This window comes from Kitasatospora sp. NPDC058162, from assembly GCF_042884005.1.
GTDB lineage: Bacteria > Actinomycetota > Actinomycetes > Streptomycetales > Streptomycetaceae > Kitasatospora.
On the sequence record NZ_JBHVUS010000008.1, the window covers coordinates 355,779 to 371,523 of the forward strand.

Sequence of the window (15,745 nt, forward strand, 5' to 3'; positions counted from 1 at the left end):
CGGTGCCCGGGGCACTCCTGCGGATCCCCCGCTCCACCGTAGGCCGGACGGCCCGGCCCCGCCGCCCACCGGGGTGGGCGCCCTCAGTGGTCGCGGCCCGCTCGCAGGCCGGCCGGGGTGAGGCCGATGTGGAGCCGCATGGTGCGGGTGAGGTGGCTCTGGTCGGCGAAGCCGCACAGCTGGGCGATGGCCGCGATCGGGGTGTCCGTGGTGAGCAGGGCGCGGCGGGCGCGCTCCAGGCGCAGCCGGACCAGGTACTGGTGCGGGGACTGGCCGGTGGAGGCCCGGAACGCCCGGGTGAAGTGCGAGGGGCTGACGCCCGCGACGGCGGCGAGTTCGTTCAGCGACAGCCGTCCGTCCAGGCAGCCGTTCATGTGGTCGACGACCCGGTTCAGCCGCTTGGGGGTGAGCCCGCCCTCGCGCTCGGGCAGGGCGGGGCCGCGGGTGGCGGCGGTGCGGATGAGGTGGGCGGCGAGGGCCTGGAGCATGGACTGGGCGTAGAGCGGGTCGGCGGGCTGCGGGCCTTCGTACTCGGCGACCAGGCGTTCGACCAGCATGCCCAGGAACGGGTCGGTGAGGTGGAAGCGCGGGGCGAGTTCCAGCCGGCCGGGCCGGTCGGCCTCGGTGGCGAGCTGCTCCAGCCAGGCGGGGTCGAGGGCGACCAGCATCAGCTCGGCGTCCTGTTCCCAACGCGGGCGGGCGGCCCAGCCGGCCGGGTTGACCAGGGCCTGGCCGCGGTGGAAGCGCTCCCGGCGGGGGCGCCCGTCGGCGCGCCAGCTGAGGTCGGCGGAGCTGCCGGTGTGGACGGCGACGACGTGCCGGGTGGGGCCGTCCGCCGCCTCCCCCGTGCCGCCGGCCCGCTCCAGGCCGCGCTCGACCACGCCCGCGTCGAGCTCGGCGCCGCTGCCGGAGAGCCGGACCAGGTGCGGCTTGATCGCGGAGGGGCCGGCGGGTGCGGGGACTGCGGGCCGTGCGGGGGTCGTCGGGGTCGCCATGCTTCCGATTCTGGTCCGTCCGGGTGCGGAACGACGAACGCGCGCAGCCCCGGCCCGCGGATCGTGAGCGGTTCGTTCCAGGGCCCGTCGGATTGTTCAAGCCCCGGAGGGCCCGCGCCCCGGACAGTGGTCGGGCGAACAATCCCCACTCATCCGGCGAGGAGCCGAAGATCATGAGCAACAACCACACCCTGGCGGGCAAGGTCGTCCTGGTCGGCGCGGGCGCGAAGAACCTGGGCGGGCTGATCAGCCGCTCGGCGGGCGCGGACGGCGCCAAGGTCGTCGTGCACTACCACTCGGACGCGACCGCGCCGGCCGCCGAGGCCACCGTCGCGGCGATCAAGGAGGCCGGCGGCGAGGCCGTGGCCGTCCAGGGCGACCTGACCGTGGTCGCCGAGGTGGAGCGCGTCTTCGCCGCCGCGAAGGAGACCTTCGGCCGGATCGACGTCGCGGTGAACACGGCCGGCATGGTGCTGCGCAAGCCGATCGTCGAGACCACCGAGGCCGAGTACGACGTGATGCACGCGGTGAACGCCAAGGCCGCGTACTTCTTCATCCGCGAGGCGGGCAAGCAGCTCCACGACGGCGGCAAGGTGATCACCGTGCTGACCTCGCTGCTGGCCGCCTTCACCGACGGCTACTCGACCTACGCCGGTGCCAAGGCCCCGGTGGAGCACTACACCCGGGCGGCGGCCAAGGAGTTCGCCGCGCGCGGGATCTCCGTCAACAGCGTCGCCCCGGGGCCGATGGACACCCCGTTCTTCTACGGCCAGGAGACCCCGGAGCGGGTGGCCTTCCACAAGTCGCAGGCGATGGGCAACCAGCTGACGCAGATCGAGGACATCGCCCCGATCGTCACCTTCCTGGCCACCGACGGCTGGTGGATCACCGGGCAGACCCTGTTCGCCAACGGCGGCTACACCACCCGCTGACCGGCCGGCCGGGGGGCCCGTCCCGCACGGGGCGGGCCCCCGGTCCTCAGACCGTCGCGGCGACGGTCGTCGCGGCCGTCGTGGCGGCGATCACGGCGGCCATGGTGGCCTGCATGTTCCGGATCGCCTCGCCGACCGTCTCGCCCGCCCAGTCGCCCGCGGCGATCTCGGCGAAGCGCGGCTGGACCTGCTTGCGCGGCAGGTCGGGGAAGGCCAGCCGGTGCAGCTTGGCCGAGTGCAGCAGGGCGATCAGCGCGGCGGTGCGCAGCTCCGGCTCGGCGCCGTCCAGGACGACGGCCGTCAGGCGCTCGCGCAGCGCGCGCTCCACGCTGCCGTCGGCCTCCGGGTAGTGCCGGACCGGGAAGATGCCGAGGACGCGGTGGCGCTCCTCGGTGACCAGGCCGCGTTCGCAGAGCCGCAGTTCGGTGTCCCGGACGACGGTGGCGCGGTCCTTGGTGAGCCACTCCGCGGCCTTGGCCCGGCCCTGGCGCTTCCCGGCGATCCACTCGTCGAGGCGCTCCAGCCGGCCGTCCAGCAGCGGGTCGCCGGTCGGGGTGCGGTCGACGACGCCGAGCCGGCCGTCGGTCACCTCGACGCGTCCGGCCAGCACCAGTTCGGCCAGCAGGCCGCCGGCGGCGGCCCAGGCGGTGCCCACGCCCTCCTTCTGCGCGCCGGTCCGGTCGTCCAGCGAGAGCAGCACCAGTTCCTCGGCGAGGGTGACGTGCATGCGGGTCCTTCCTCTCTCATCGCCGGGCAGCGCTCATCGGCCGCTCGGCGGCTTTCATGATCGCAGGGCCTCGGCCAGCCGCCGGGCCCGGGTGTCCTCCGCCAGCAGCACCCGCAGCAGCGCCTCGGCGCCGCCGTCCGCCGCGCCGCCCGACAGGTAGGCCTCGACCGAGCGCGGATCGGCGGGCAGCGTCACCTCACCGGCGTCGAGCGCGGCGTGCGCCCGGGCGTAGTCGACGCCGAGGTCGGCGAGCAGCTCCCCGGCGTCCGCCTCCGGCACCGACTCCGGCTCCTGGCGGGCCACTTCGTGGAGTGCCAGGAGCGCCAGCAGCACGTGCTCGGTGCCGGGCGTCCGGCGGCCGAGGCGCTCGGCCTGGGCGTCCGCCTCGAGCCGGATCCAGGCCGTGCGCCCGGCCGCCCCCGGCTGCAACAGCCGCTTCCAGCGCGGCAGTCGGCGGGCCCGGCGGGCCGCCAGCGCCTCCCGGGTGGGGCGCAGCAGGGCGGCGGGGCCGCCTTCGGGCGCGTCGGCACCGCCCGCGCCGCCCTCACCCTCACCTCCGGGCGCGTGCCGGTCCGGCTCCAGCTTGGTCGTCTCCATCGGGCCCCTCCACGGATGCGGCTTTGCCTGAACGATACGCCTGCTTTTCTCTTCCTTTAGAATCTTCCGCACGTCAAGAACGCGTCAGGATCGGCGCGGGAACCGAGGCGGCACACCGCCCCGTCCGCCCCGACGCCTGCGTCATCGGATGGGTGCACCGGGCCGACTACCAGGTGCGGACGAGCGACTCCTACCCCGAGACCGGCTGCTTCGACCCGCCCTTCGCGCACTGAGGCCGGCCGGTGGAAGCCCCGGCGACGCTCCGTTGTTGCTACCGGGTGGACCTTCACCGCCGGAAGGGGTGAGCACCCATGACCGACACGCTCCCCGGCCCCGAGCACACCCCCGGGACGGAGGCACCGCTGGACGCCTACTCGCGGATCGTCACCTCCGTGGCCGCCGCCGTGACGCCGCGCGTCGCCGCCCTCCAGGTGCCCCGGCGCGGCCGGGACGGCTGGTTCAGCACCGCACTCGGCTCGGCGGTGGTCTTCACCGAGGACGGCTTCCTGCTCACCAACGCCCACGTGGTCGGCCACGCCGACGCCGGCACCCTGGCCTTCGCCGACGGCACCACCGCGCCCTTCCACACCATCGGCACCGACCCGCTCTCCGACCTGGCGGTGCTGCGCGCCGACGGCCCGACCCCCTCGCCGGTGACGCTCGGCGAGGCCACCGCCCTGCGGGTCGGGCAGTTGGTCGTGGCCGTCGGCAACCCGCTCGGCCTGGCCGGGACGGTCACCGCGGGCGTGGTCAGCGCGCTCGGCCGCTCGCTGCCCGCCCGGGCCGGCAGCGCCGTCCGGATCATCGACGACGTGATCCAGACCGACGCCGCGCTCAACCCCGGCAACTCCGGCGGCGCGCTCACCACCGCCGACGGCGAGGTGGTCGGCATCACTACGGCCGTGGCCGGGAACGGGCTGGGCCTGGCCGTGCCGATCAACGCCACCAGCCGGCGGATCATCGCCGCCCTGCTCGGCGACGGCCGGATCCGCCGCGCCTACCTGGGCCTGGCCGGGGTCCCGGCCCCGCTGCCGCCCGTGCTGCGGGAGCGCACCGGCCAGCGCACCGGCCTGCGGATCGTCGAGGTGGTCCCCGGCGCCCCGGCCGCCCGCTCCGGCCTGTGCGAGGGCGACCTGCTGCTCACCGCCGCCGCCGAACCCATGGGCAGCGCCCAGTCCCTCCAGCGCCTGATGCTCGCGGACGCCATCGGCCGCCCGCTCCCGCTCACCGTCCTGCGCGGCGAGGCCCTGGTCGACGTGATCGCCGTCCCAGCCGAACTCCCCGTCGAGGACTGACCGACCACCGACCGGCGTGGATCTTTGACGCTCAGTCACCACCAGTGCTGGGGTGGGCGCATGGAACCCATCGAACGCATCCGGCAGGCGATCACCCACGAGCGGGAGGAGTGGCGCGCCTGGCTCGCCGGACTGCGGGCCGGCCGGGCGCCGGCACCCCAGGGCCGGATCCGGCACGTCTTCGTCCTCGTCCTGGAGAACCGCTCGTTCGACCACATGCTGGGGGTGTCGACCGGCACGGTGGCCGACGGCGGCCTCCGCCACGGCGTCGGCACGGACGCGGTGACCGGCGCGCCGACCACCGTCGACGGCCCCGACACCCGCGCGGGCAACCACCACGCGGGCCAGGACTACCCCGTCCGGATCGGCGCGCCCTTCGCCCTGCCCGTCGACCCGCCGCACGAGTTCTGCGACGTCCAGCTCCAGCTCGCCTCGACCGCCATCACCGGCCGCCCGCACGACGACCGGTGCGCCTACGACGGCACCTACCCGCCGATCACCCTGGACGGCTTCGTCGACAACTACGTCAACGAGGCGACGGTGAAGCAGGACGCCGAGGGCCTCGCCGACCCCGGCGCCGTCATGGCCTGCTTCACCGCCGACCAGCTCCCCGTCCTCAGCACCCTGGCCCGCGAGTTCGCCGTCTGCGACCGCTGGTTCTCCGCCCTGCCCGGGCCGACCTGGCCCAACCGCTTCTTCCTGCACGCGGCGAGCTCCGCCGGCCTCGACCACAGCCCCGACCCGGTCGACACCGTCCGGTCGAAGCTGAGCGGCTACACGTTCGAGCACGGGACGCTCTACGAGGCCCTGGACGGCAAGGGCCTCCCGTGGCGCGTCTACGCCGGCGACGCGCTCCCCCAGGTCAGCGCGCTCGCCGGGATGGACCTGCCGACGACGGTGGAGCACTACCACCACCTCGACGACCTGGCGGAACACCTCCAGGACCCCGGGTACCCGGCCGCCTACACCTTCATCGAGCCGAACTACGGCCACGTCCTCACCCACGGCGGCGACTTCCGCTGCGGCAACAGCCAGCACCCGCTCGACGACGTGACCGACGGCGAGGCGCTGATCAAGTCCGTCTACGAGGGGCTGCGGTGCTCACCGCTCTGGGAGTCCAGCCTGCTCGTCATCACCTACGACGAGCACGGCGGCTTCTACGACCACGTGCCGCCACCCGCCGCCGTCCCGCCGGGCGACCGCACCGACCCGGAGCACAGCGCCCACGGCTTCCGCTTCGACCGGCTCGGGGTCCGGGTGCCCGCCGTCGTCGTCTCCCCGTGGGTCCCGGCCGCCGCACCCGGCGGCACGGGCGACGGTACGGGCGATGGCACCGGCGGGCGGAACTGCAACCTGATCGACCACACCCAGTACGACCACGGCTCGCTGCTCGCCACCGTCGAGCGGCTGTTCGGACTGGCCCCGCTCACCGACCGCGACGCCCGGGCGAACGACTTCCTCCACCTGCTCTCCGCCGACGCCCCGCGCGAGGCGCCCCGCACCCTGCCCGACCCGGCCGAGTCGGGCGTGTCCTGGAAGGCGGAGGCCGCCGGCCCGGCCGATCCCGGCCGGCCCGTCACGGCGACGCTGCGCGGGTTCGTCGAGACGGCCGCGATCCAGGAGGCGCGCCTGCACCCGCAGGAGCACGACCGGATCCGCCGGCGGGCCGCCGGGATCGGAACGGTGGCCGACGCCGAGCGGTACCTCGCGGACATCACCGAACAACTCGGCCGGGCCGGGCTGCGCATCGCCCGGCGCCCGCAGGACTGACCCCGCCGCAGCACGCCCGGTGAAGGGATCTGGGCCGGCCGGGGCGGACCTGACGGTCACCCCTGGCCGGCGACGGGCTGATCGGCTGAGCCGAGCCCGACGGGTGCCCCGTGAGGAAAGGCCTCCAGGGCCCTAGGCTCCCGGCGCGCGGCGCATCGTCCACAGGGTCGGGCCGTCGGCCGGCAGGCGGACCTCCTCCAGCACCTCGAAGCCGAAGTGCCGGTAGAGGGCGAGGTTCTCCCGCTTGGAGGACTCCAGGTGGACCGGCAGGCCCGCCGCGTCCGCCCGGGCCAGGCCGGTGCGCAGCAGCGCGGCGCCCTGGCCCCGGCCCTGGGCGGCCGGGTCCGTGCCGATCAGCGCCAGGTACCAGTGCGCCTCCTGCGGCGCGGTCGCGGCGGCCGCCGCCACGCACTCCCGGAACCAGCCGGCCCGGTCGCCGAGCAGCGCGGCCAGTTCCCGGATCGTGCCCTCGTCCGGCGCGGCCTTCTCCTGGGCCTCCGGCGCGACCCAGATCGCGGCCGCGTGCCCGGTGCGCTCGCACACCCCGTACGGCAGGTACTGCCGGGTGAGCAGTGTGTCGAAGTAGCCGGCCAGCGCGGCCGGTCGGGTGGCCTCCTCGGGGAAGAACCAGCACATCATCGGGTCGTCGCCGAAGGCCCGGGCCAGCAGCCGGGCCGTCGGCCCGACGTCCTCGCCCGTGACGCTCCTCGGCCGGTCCGCGTTCGTCATCCGCATACGGACATCCTCCGCGCCCTTGTCCCCGGCCACCAGGGTGGGGGAACCAACTCGGCCACGGTGCAGGGTATATGACGGCGCACGGGGAGACAGTGGAGTGGCCGCTGCGGGCGGCGGCCCGCTGTCCGAACGGCGGCCACTCCACCGCGGGGCGCCGGGGCGCCCCGCCTTCACCTGTCTTCCACCGGTCGCCGCGGGCTCCGGAGTACCGGCCGGGGCCCGGGGGTTCGGCGGCAGCCCGCCCCACGAGGGGGCGGACCGTTCTCGGGGCGCCTCAAGGCGCGTCTGAGGTCGTGCGGTCGAGGCGCAGCAGCGCCACCCGGACCCTGCGGCGGGGCAGCGCCGCGGGTAGCGGGAGCAGCAGGGCGGCGGCGGTGAACGCCGCGTAGTGCCAGGCCTCGGACCCGGTGCCGGACCAGCCGAGTTCGGCGTGCCGGTGCTCGGCGAAGGCGTTGCAGCACAGCCAGGCGGCCAGGCCGACGAGGGGCGCGGCGCGCGGGTGGGAGAAGTGCCCGACCAACACGCACAGCGCGAGGTACGCGGCGAGGGCGGGCGGGCCGGAGTGCAGCTCCCCGATCCGGCCGAGGGCGAGGGCCAGCAGGCCGCCGCCGAGCAGGGCGGCGGTGCCGGAGGTCCCGGGTGGGAGCCGGTCCAGCACCGGGCGGTAGCGACTTCCGCCGGGGCTCGCCGAGTACATCCGCACCCGTGACTACCCCTTCGTGGCGAGCAGTTCGGGCGCGGGCCCGACCGGGAGGTGCCAGCGGGTGCGGCGGTGCAGGGCCTCCAGGTCGTGCAGCAGCTCGGGCACCGGCACGGTCAGCACCGGGCAGCCGGCCCGGCGGGCGCAGTACGCGGACACCGGCCGCCGCAGCCGGCGGCGCAGCGGGCCGCCGCTGCGGCCGAGCACCAGCAGGTCGTCCGGCCGGTCGGCGAGGTGCACCAGGGCGGGGCCGGTCTCGCCGCGGATCACCACGGGCTGCATCAGCACGCCGGGGCCGTCCGCGCCGAAGGCCGCCTCCAGCGCTTCGTCCAGGCGCCGCTCGGCGGCCTCCCGGACGGCGGCGAGCAGCGACGGGCAGGGCGAGCGCCGGTAGCCGTGTTCGCCGCCCGGGAGCTCCCAGGCGAGCACCGGCCACAGCACGGCGCCGCGCTCGCGCGCCTCGGCCCGGCCGCGGTGCAGCGCGGCCAGGCTCCCCAGTGACCCGCTGACCCCGACCACCACCCTGGGTGCCGTGCCGTCCTGGTGCCGCCCGTCGCCGTACATGATCCGTCCTCGTGTGGTTGCGGTCCTCCGTCGCTCTCCACCCAATCGCCTCCCGACCGACCGCCCGGCCGTCGTTGACGCCTTCCTGACGCCCCGGGCGGCGTTCCGTACGCACTCCATACGCAGGTCAGCCGCCTCACCCGTCCGGCCCAGCCGAGGGGCGGAGACCACGATGAGCCCGCCTCGAACGGTTATGCATACGACATGAAAATCACCTTTCGCGCCGCTTTCGGCGTCCCGCTGATGACCGCCGCCGCCCTGGCCCTGACCTCCGTCCCGGCCGGCGCGGCCACCGGGGACCTGGCCATCAACGGCACCACCCAGACCGATCCCTCCGGCTGCTACGCCCTGGACGAGGCCGCCAGCGTCGTCGACAACCTCACCGACGCGGCAGCCGAGATCCACTCCGGCGCGGACTGCGGCGGAGAGGTCGTCGAGGTCATCCAGGCCGGTGACGACAGCCGGGTCACCGGGGCGCAGAGCCTCTACATCCCCTGACCCGGCAGGAGCGCCCGCCCCCTGCCCGAGCAGGAGGCGGGCGCGGTCCGACGGGCCGTCGCGGCGGGATCAGACCTCGCGCTCGAAGGGGTTCAGCACCTCGTCGACCTGGGCCAGCAGGTCCCGGATCGTCGCCGTCTCCTGCTCGGGCACCCGGTTGGTCCGCACCGTGATCGACCGGGCGACCTTCCGGGCCTTCTCCAGGGCGGCCTCGGGACTCACGTCCGTCACCATGACGGACCCGCAGCGGTCATCGGACCACCGGAGTTCGTGCACGACGTCGCCCGGCGAAACGGACACGTCGACCCGGATCACCCCCGGCACCGCCTCCGCCTCCTCGACTCCCGAGACCTCCTCGACGGTCCCCGGTTCGGCCACGATGAAGTGGATGGCCGCGGCCACGTCCCCGGTCGAGGTGTCCAGCGGGAGCGAGAGCCCCCCTCCGGCCACCTCGTAGGCCAGCTTCTCCAGGTCGACCCCGCGGACGATCTCGACCAGCTCGGGGATGCTGTCACCGCCGCGCCGCGCGTGCGACTCGACCACCCGCGGGCCCTCCGACGTCAGGATGACCTCGGTGTGGGCCGGCCCGTCCACGAGACCGATGGCGGAGAGCACGTCGGCCACGAACTCCCGGATCTGCGCGGCCTCGGCCTCCGGGATGGGGGCGGGTATGACGTGCCCGAGTTCCACGACCCCGTCGCCGGTCACCTTGCCGGTGATCGCCACGACCTCGTGGACGCCGCCGACCGAGAAGGTCTCGACGCTGAACTCCGGACCGTCGAGCAACTGCTCCACCAGGAAGGTGTCGATCCCCAGGGCCTGCAGCCAGTGCCAGGCGGCGTCCACCTCGTCCGTCGAACGTATCAGCCGGACCCCGAGGCTGCCGTTGCCCATCAGCGGCTTCACCACCGCGGCGCCGTGCTCGGCCGTGAAGGCGCGCAGCGACTCCAGGGACGTGCAGAATTCGGCCGCCACCGGACCCAGGCCGATCCCGTTCAGCAGGCGCCGCAGGGCGAGCTTGTCGTGCATCCGGTCGATGACCTCGCGGCCGCTTCCGGGGAGCCCGAGGACGTCCGTGAGGAGCGCTGCCACCAGCTGGCCCGCTTCGGCCTGGGTGACGATCCGGTCCAGCGGTGCCCGGTCGTGGAGCGCCTTCACGACCGCGGTGATCAGCGGGATGTCCTGGTAGTCCAGCAGGAGGACCTGGTCGCAGTAGGGGACGGTGGCGGGGTCGAATCCGGAAGGCTTCTGGATGTGCACGATCTCGAAGCCGAGTTCGGCGGCCTTGCGGATGATCCGGGCCCGTCCTCCGAGTGCCAGGATCCTGGTCATTTACCCTCCATGCGTGTAGTGGTGGTGACGCCGACGGAGTCGGCCGGGGTGTCAGTCGAGATCGGCTGTCATCGACTCGAAGTAGGTCTTCGACCGGCTCGACAGGAAGTCGAGCATCCCGCCCACGGAGTCGAGGGCCTTCCGGTCGGGCGTCCAGATCCACGTCTCCCGGAGATCGAGCCGGGCACCCCGGATGAGCTTCGGCATGAACGCCTCCAGCCCCATCCGGACGTGCTGGATCCCGTGTTCGGCGGCGAACCGGATCGGGCTGTAGAAGGAGAGGTTCGGATAGGCCAGTCCGCGGTCCGGAACCGAGTAGTCGCAGCCGTACACCAGGGCGTAGTAGCTGTTCCGGCCGACCAGGTCGATGCCGCAGGCGATGATCCGGCCGTCGTGCTCCACCACCGGGATGCGCACCGCGTCCCCGAGTCGGGCCGCCATTTCCCGGCGCAGTTCGAGCAGCGCCCGCAGGTCCGGGCTCCCGCCGTACTTCGCGGAGTTCCCGGCCTCCAGCTCCACGATCAGCTTCAGGTTCTCCTCGGTCGGCGGGACCGTGGACAGCACCATGCCGGACTCCGCGAACTGCGACTGCTCGTTCCGGTAGCGCCGCCGCCGCCGCTTCGGCAGCGCGCCGACGAACTCGTCGTAGGAGGCGGCTGCGGACAGGTCGAAGAGCGAGACTCCGGTGAGCACACCGCTCCGGAAGCCGTACTCGGAGAGCAGGCCCCTCAGCTCGGTGTCGCCGGGTCGGACGTAGGGCAGGGCGATGGCACCGGCGAGTCCGGTCCGGACGGCTTCCTGCGCCCGTTGCAGCAACGATCCGATGGAAGCGCGGCGTTCGGCCTCGGACAGCCCGCCACGGAGGATCACCTCGCTGGTGTCGAAACCGCGGACCACGAAGGCCTCGCCGAGCCGCTCGGTGATCCCGGCCCACGCCGTGTCCGTGGCGTCTGCTCCGGCGACGGCGGCGAGCAGTTCCCGCTGCCGGGCCAGGACGTGGCCCTCCACCTGGCCGGAGCCGTCGTCGGACCTGAGGAACTGCCCGGCCGCGAGCATCTTCCAGGGGTGACTGAACAGGGCCGTCCGGGACGTGGTCACGGCCCCGTGCACGGCACCGCGCAGACCGGAGTCGTCGGACACGGTGAAGAGAACGGGGTCACCGGGCTCGACGTGCTCCCGGAAGCCCAGGTACGCCTTGCTCTGCTCGAGTTGCTCTCCTGAGACCAGCACCTGCCAGTCCGCCTCGGTGATCGCGCCCAGCCCGTGGTGCATCCCGACTGACATCTTCTGACTCCTCTCGCCTTCTGGTACGGCTCGTCGGGTTGTCCCGCGCCCGGTCATGAGTGGGTAGGCTATCCGGGCGCCGGTCCCGGTCAGCGGGGCCTCCTCAACGGCTGCCCTGCAGCAGGCCACGGCCGCGCAGTACCCGGCGCTCGATCGGGGTGAAGACCAGCAGGTCGATCACGACGCCGACGACCAGGATCAGGACGATCCCGAGCAGCACGCCGGCCAGGTCGGAGGCCTCCCGCTGGTTCTCCAGGTAACGGCCCAGGCCGAGGCCCAGGTCCGGGGAGCCGGCGATCAGTTCGGCGGCCATCAGGGAGCGCCAGGCGAACGCCCAGCCCTGCTTGAGGCCGGCCAGGTAGCCGGGCAGCGCGGCCGGCAGCAGGACGTGCCGGGCGCCGCTGAGCCCGCGTGCGCCCAGCGTCCGGCCGGCCCGCAGGAACAGCGGCGGGACCTGGTCGATGCCGGCCACCAGCCCGTTGGCGATCGAGGGCACGGCGCCGAGCAGGATCACGACGTACATCATCGAGCTGTTGATGCCGAGCCAGATGACGGCGGCCGGCACCCAGGCGACCGAGGGCAGCGACTGCAGGCCCTGGAGCACCGGGCCGATCGCGGTGCGCACCGGCTTGACCCGGGCGACGACCAGGCCGATCGGGGTGCCGATGACGACGGCGAGCACGAAGCCGGACAGGCCGCGCCACACGCTGGTCCAGATGATCGAGAACAGCGTGCCCTGGAACCAGAGGTCCTGGAAGGAGTGCCACACGTCCACGGGGCCGGGAAGTTTGTAGTCGGGGACGACGTGCAGGCTGTAGGTCAGCTGCCAGCCGGCGAGCACCAGCAGCACGGCGAGTACCGGTGGCAGCACCTTCTCGCGCAGCAGTTGGGCGGGTGAGGTGCGCTGGGGCTGGACGGCGTCCAGCGCGTCCAGGCCGGCCTCGACACCGGCCGTGTCCTCGTGGGGCGCGACTTCCGTGGCGGTGGTGGTGTCAGTGCTGGGCATGGCGGCGGATCTCCCCACGCAGGTGCTCGGTGATCTCGACGGACAGGTCCGCGACGCGGGCGGACTCGATGCGGCGCGGCTGCGGCAGGTCGATCCGCCACTCGCGGGCGACCCGGCCGGGGCGGGAGGAGAGCAGGACGACGCGCTGGGCCAGCCGCACCGCCTCGCGCACGTTGTGGGTGACGAACAGGACGGTGAGTCGGCGCTCCTGCCAGATCCGGGTGATCTCCTCGTGCAGGACGTCCCGGGTGATCGCGTCGAGCGCGGCGAACGGCTCGTCCATCAACAGCACGCTGCTGCCCTGGGCGAGGGCGCGGGCCATCGCGACGCGCTGGCGCATGCCGCCGGACAGCTCGTGCACCCGCTTGCCGTACGCGCCGTTCAGGCGGACGAGTTCGAGCAGCCGCTCGGCCTCCGCCCGGCGCTCGGCGCGCGGCACACCGTTGAGGCGCAGCGCGAGCTCGATGTTCTTCCCGGCGGTCAGCCAGGGGAACAGCGCGTGTTCCTGGAACATCAGGGCGGGGCGGCCGCCGGGGACCTCGATGCTGCCGCGGGTGGGCTCGTCGAGGCCGGCGACCAGGTTGAGCAGGGTGGACTTGCCGCAGCCCGAGGCGCCGAGCAGGGTGACGAACTCGCCGGGCGCGACGTCGAGGGTGACGTCGTCCAGCACGTGGGTCCCGGCGCCGGGGCGGCCGAAGGACTTGTGCACGTGCGAGATCCGGACGGCGGGCGCGCCGCCGGTGGCGTCGGCGCCGGGGGCGTCCGCCGAGGCGGTCAGTGCCAAACTCATGCGCCCTTCCCGCTTCGCTCGGCAGGGACATTCGCCCACGCGCGCCTTCCGATGATTCGCTCGCTGCGCTCGCTCATGCGGGCACCTCCTGGCGTGAATGGGACGGACTGGGAGTCTTGGGGGCCGGAGTCCGCCCCGGCCCGGCCCACTGACTGGGCATCGACCGGAGCGGGGCAGGGGCGGACTTCGGAGTTCGGCGGGACCGGCCGGGCGGGCGGCCCGTCAGTCGACGCTGCCGAGCCCGGCGTCGGAGACGGCGGGCCCGCCGGCCGCCTTGAGCACCTGGTTCAGCGGGTCGAGGTCGTAGATCCCCTTGAGGTCCGGCTTCTTCAACAGCCCTGCGGCGGCCGCGTGGTCGGCCTGCGCCTGGAGGGTGCCGGCCAACGGGTCATCCGTGAACCGGATGCTCCGCCAGGCTGGGTCGAGGATGTTCGCGGGCACCGTGACACCGCCGGCCGCCGTGATCGCGGCGTTGGCGTCGGCCTTGGCCTTGTCGGGGTTGGCGTTGATGTAGGCGTTGGTGTTCACCGAGCCGCGCAGCACGGCCTCCACCACGTCCGGGTGCTCCTTGAGGAACTTCTGCGAGACGATGATGTTGGTGCTCACGAACTGCCCGTTCGGCCACAGCGAGTTCTCGTCCAGCAGCACCTTGGCTCCGGCGGCCACCAGCTGGGAGGCAGTGGGCTCGGGCGCCCAGGCGCCGTCGACCGAGCCGGAGGTGTAGGCGTTCAGGACGACCTTGTTGTCGGTGCGCACCACGCTGACGTCACCGGCGCCGGTCTGCGCCACCTCCTGGTAGCCCTTGCCCGCGAGGTAGTTGAGCAGTGCCACGTCCTGGGTGTTGCCCAGCTGCGGGGTGGCGATCTTCTTGCCCTTGAGGTCGTCCAGCGAGCTGATCCTGTCCGGGTTGACCACCAGCTTGACCCCGCCGGAGGCCGAACCGCCGATGATCTTCAGGGACTTGCCGTCGGACTTGGTGTAGCCGTTGATCGCCGGGGAGGGGCCGATCCAGCCGATGTCGATCGATCCGGCGTTGAGCGCCTCGATCTCCGCCGGGCCCGCGTTGAAGACCTGGGTCTTGATCCGGGTCGCGCCCAACTCCTTCTGGAACAGGCCGTTCTGGAGTCCGACGAGGGCGGTGCCGTGGGTCAGGTTGGCGAAGTAGCCGATCTTCACCGTGCCCGCCGACAGCTTCGGACCGCCGGCGGCGGCCGCCGGGGCCGCGTCGGCCTTGACGGCCTTCGAACCGTAGCCGCAGGCCGACAGCAGACCGGCGGTGACCAGAACGGCCACGGCGATGAAGCCGGCACGTCCGACGCGGGCGGCGTTCGGGCGAAGGCGGCTACGGGTGGTTGCCTGCGTGGGGGCCATCGGAGGTGTCCTCTGCTGGAACGGTGAAGGAACGGTGATGCGTCGGGTGCTGCGCCGAGGCGCGCCAAGTGCCGTCTCCCGGGCCCGAGAACGCCTCGCTGGGCATCAGACCCAGTCCTCCTCGTCGGGCGCGTCGGGCGCGCCGTCGGTGCGTACGGTGGCGAAGGCCTCGCCCGCCATGCCGGCGGTGAGGGTGGTGCCGTCGGCCGGGTCGATCAGCAGGAACGAGCCGGTGCGGCGGTTGTCGGTGTAGTCGTCGAGGGCCAGCGGCTCGGCCGTGCGCAGCTTCACGTGGCCGATGTCGTTGACGTCCAATCCCTGGGGGGCGGGGCGCTGTTCGAGGCCCCCTTCACTGATCGGCGCAGTGATGTCGATGCGGTAGGTGATCTCCTTGACGAGGGCGCGCACCGTGCGGGTGGTGTGCTTGAGCAGCACCTTGTCCCCGGCGCGCAGCGGCCGCTCGTTGAGGTGGCTGACGGTGGCCTCGATGTCCTTGGTGGGGACGGGGGCGGTTCCGGCGGTGATGAGGTCGCCGCGGGAGATGTCGAGGTCGTCGGTGAGGCGGAGGGTGACGGACTGGGGTGCCCAGGCGAGGTCGGCGGGGTGGCCGAGGGTGTCGATGGCGGCGACGGTGGTGGTGTGGCCGGAGGGCAGGACGGTGACGGGGTCGCCGACGCGCAGGACGCCGGAGGCCAGCTGGCCGGCGTAGCCGCGGTAGTCGGGGTGTTCCTCGGTCTGGGGGCGGATGACGTACTGGACGGGGAAGCGGGCGGGGTGGGCGTCGGGGTCGGTGCCGACCGGGACGGTCTCCAGGTGTTCGAGGAGGGTGGGGCCGCCGTACCAGTCCATGTGGGCGGAGGGTTCGACGACGTTGTCCCCGGCGAGGGCGGAGATCGGGACCGCGAGGACGTCCTTGACCCCGAGGGAGGCGGCGTAGGCGGTGAACTCGGCGGCGATGGCGGCGAAGACGGGCTCGGCATAGTCGACGAGGTCCATCTTGTTGACGGCCAGCACCACGTGCGGGACGCGCAGCAGGGCGGCGACGGCGGCGTGGCGGCGGGTCTGCTCGACGACGCCGTTGCGGGCGTCGACCAGGACGACGGCGAGTTCGGCGGTGGAGGCGCCGGTGACCATGTTGCGGGTGTACTG

The 15,745-nt window shown here is 73.5% G+C and carries 16 protein-coding genes; 4 read left to right on the forward strand and 12 right to left on the reverse strand.

What is annotated here, in order from left to right; genetic code table 11:
• Positions 1–83: 83 nt before the first annotated feature.
• On the reverse strand, positions 84–995 hold the full coding sequence (locus ACFVXG_RS19140) for a helix-turn-helix domain-containing protein (protein WP_387928976.1): 912 nt from the start codon (positions 993–995) through the stop codon (positions 84–86).
• Positions 996–1,168: 173 nt separating this feature from the next.
• On the opposite strand from ACFVXG_RS19140, the gene ACFVXG_RS19145 reads away from it, so the two are divergent.
• On the forward strand, positions 1,169–1,927 hold the full coding sequence (locus tag ACFVXG_RS19145; protein ID WP_387928978.1) for an SDR family oxidoreductase: 759 nt from the start codon (positions 1,169–1,171) through the stop codon (positions 1,925–1,927).
• 46 nt (positions 1,928–1,973) lie between these two features.
• Here the strand turns inward: ACFVXG_RS19145 and ACFVXG_RS19150 are convergent, their stop codons facing one another.
• Entirely contained in the window at positions 1,974–2,654 is a 681-nt protein-coding gene (locus tag ACFVXG_RS19150) for a GPP34 family phosphoprotein (protein ID WP_387928979.1), read from the reverse strand.
• A 54-nt stretch (positions 2,655–2,708) separates the two neighbouring features.
• The gene (locus ACFVXG_RS19155; RefSeq protein ID WP_387928981.1) at positions 2,709–3,251 is read right to left on the reverse strand and encodes a hypothetical protein; all 543 of its coding nucleotides are present in this window, start codon (positions 3,249–3,251) and stop codon (positions 2,709–2,711) included.
• 311 nt (positions 3,252–3,562) lie between these two features.
• Between ACFVXG_RS19155 and ACFVXG_RS19160 the strand changes: the two genes are divergently transcribed.
• Both ACFVXG_RS19160 and ACFVXG_RS19165 read left to right on the forward strand, forming a co-directional pair.
• Positions 3,563–4,546: a S1C family serine protease gene (locus tag ACFVXG_RS19160; RefSeq protein WP_387928983.1), complete on the forward strand. Its 984-nt coding sequence runs from the start codon at positions 3,563–3,565 to the stop codon at positions 4,544–4,546.
• A gap of 60 nt (positions 4,547–4,606) precedes the next feature.
• Positions 4,607–6,316, forward strand: coding sequence for an alkaline phosphatase family protein (locus tag ACFVXG_RS19165; protein WP_387928985.1), 1,710 nt, complete (start codon positions 4,607–4,609; stop codon positions 6,314–6,316).
• A gap of 132 nt (positions 6,317–6,448) precedes the next feature.
• Here ACFVXG_RS19165 and ACFVXG_RS19170 read toward each other — a convergent pair whose 3' ends face one another.
• From ACFVXG_RS19170 to ACFVXG_RS19180, 3 genes are all read right to left on the reverse strand, one after another.
• Positions 6,449–7,045 (reverse strand): GNAT family N-acetyltransferase, encoded by a 597-nt coding sequence (locus ACFVXG_RS19170; protein WP_387929010.1) that lies wholly within the window; start codon positions 7,043–7,045, stop codon positions 6,449–6,451.
• A gap of 280 nt (positions 7,046–7,325) precedes the next feature.
• On the reverse strand, positions 7,326–7,754 hold the full coding sequence (locus ACFVXG_RS19175) for a hypothetical protein (protein ID WP_387928987.1): 429 nt from the start codon (positions 7,752–7,754) through the stop codon (positions 7,326–7,328).
• 6 nt (positions 7,755–7,760) lie between these two features.
• Positions 7,761–8,315, reverse strand: a complete 555-nt coding sequence (locus tag ACFVXG_RS19180; protein WP_387928989.1) for a universal stress protein — start codon at positions 8,313–8,315, stop codon at positions 7,761–7,763.
• Positions 8,316–8,519: 204 nt separating this feature from the next.
• On the opposite strand from ACFVXG_RS19180, the gene ACFVXG_RS19185 reads away from it, so the two are divergent.
• A complete protein-coding gene (locus ACFVXG_RS19185; RefSeq protein ID WP_387928991.1) occupies positions 8,520–8,813 on the forward strand; it encodes a hypothetical protein in 294 nt (97 codons plus the stop codon).
• 69 nt (positions 8,814–8,882) lie between these two features.
• On the opposite strand, the gene ACFVXG_RS19190 is transcribed toward ACFVXG_RS19185, so the two are convergent.
• From ACFVXG_RS19190 to ACFVXG_RS19215, 6 genes are all read right to left on the reverse strand, one after another.
• On the reverse strand, positions 8,883–10,145 hold the full coding sequence (locus tag ACFVXG_RS19190; RefSeq protein ID WP_387928993.1) for an ATP-grasp domain-containing protein: 1,263 nt from the start codon (positions 10,143–10,145) through the stop codon (positions 8,883–8,885).
• A 51-nt stretch (positions 10,146–10,196) separates the two neighbouring features.
• Entirely contained in the window at positions 10,197–11,429 is a 1,233-nt protein-coding gene (locus ACFVXG_RS19195) for a GNAT family N-acetyltransferase (protein ID WP_387928995.1), read from the reverse strand.
• A 103-nt stretch (positions 11,430–11,532) separates the two neighbouring features.
• Positions 11,533–12,435 carry an ABC transporter permease gene (locus tag ACFVXG_RS19200; RefSeq protein WP_387928996.1) on the reverse strand — a complete coding sequence of 301 codons (903 nt, stop codon included), beginning with the start codon at positions 12,433–12,435 and terminating at the stop codon, positions 11,533–11,535.
• Positions 12,422–13,225: an ABC transporter ATP-binding protein gene (locus ACFVXG_RS19205; protein WP_387928998.1), complete on the reverse strand. Its 804-nt coding sequence runs from the start codon at positions 13,223–13,225 to the stop codon at positions 12,422–12,424. The genes ACFVXG_RS19200 and ACFVXG_RS19205 overlap by 14 nt, the downstream gene beginning before the upstream one ends.
• A 222-nt stretch (positions 13,226–13,447) precedes the next feature.
• Positions 13,448–14,596 (reverse strand): aliphatic sulfonate ABC transporter substrate-binding protein, encoded by a 1,149-nt coding sequence (locus tag ACFVXG_RS19210; RefSeq protein ID WP_387928999.1) that lies wholly within the window; start codon positions 14,594–14,596, stop codon positions 13,448–13,450.
• Between the two features lie 105 nt (positions 14,597–14,701).
• Positions 14,702–15,745 (reverse strand): sulfate adenylyltransferase subunit 1 (locus ACFVXG_RS19215; protein ID WP_387929001.1); only part of this gene is annotated, 1,044 nt, incomplete at its 5' end.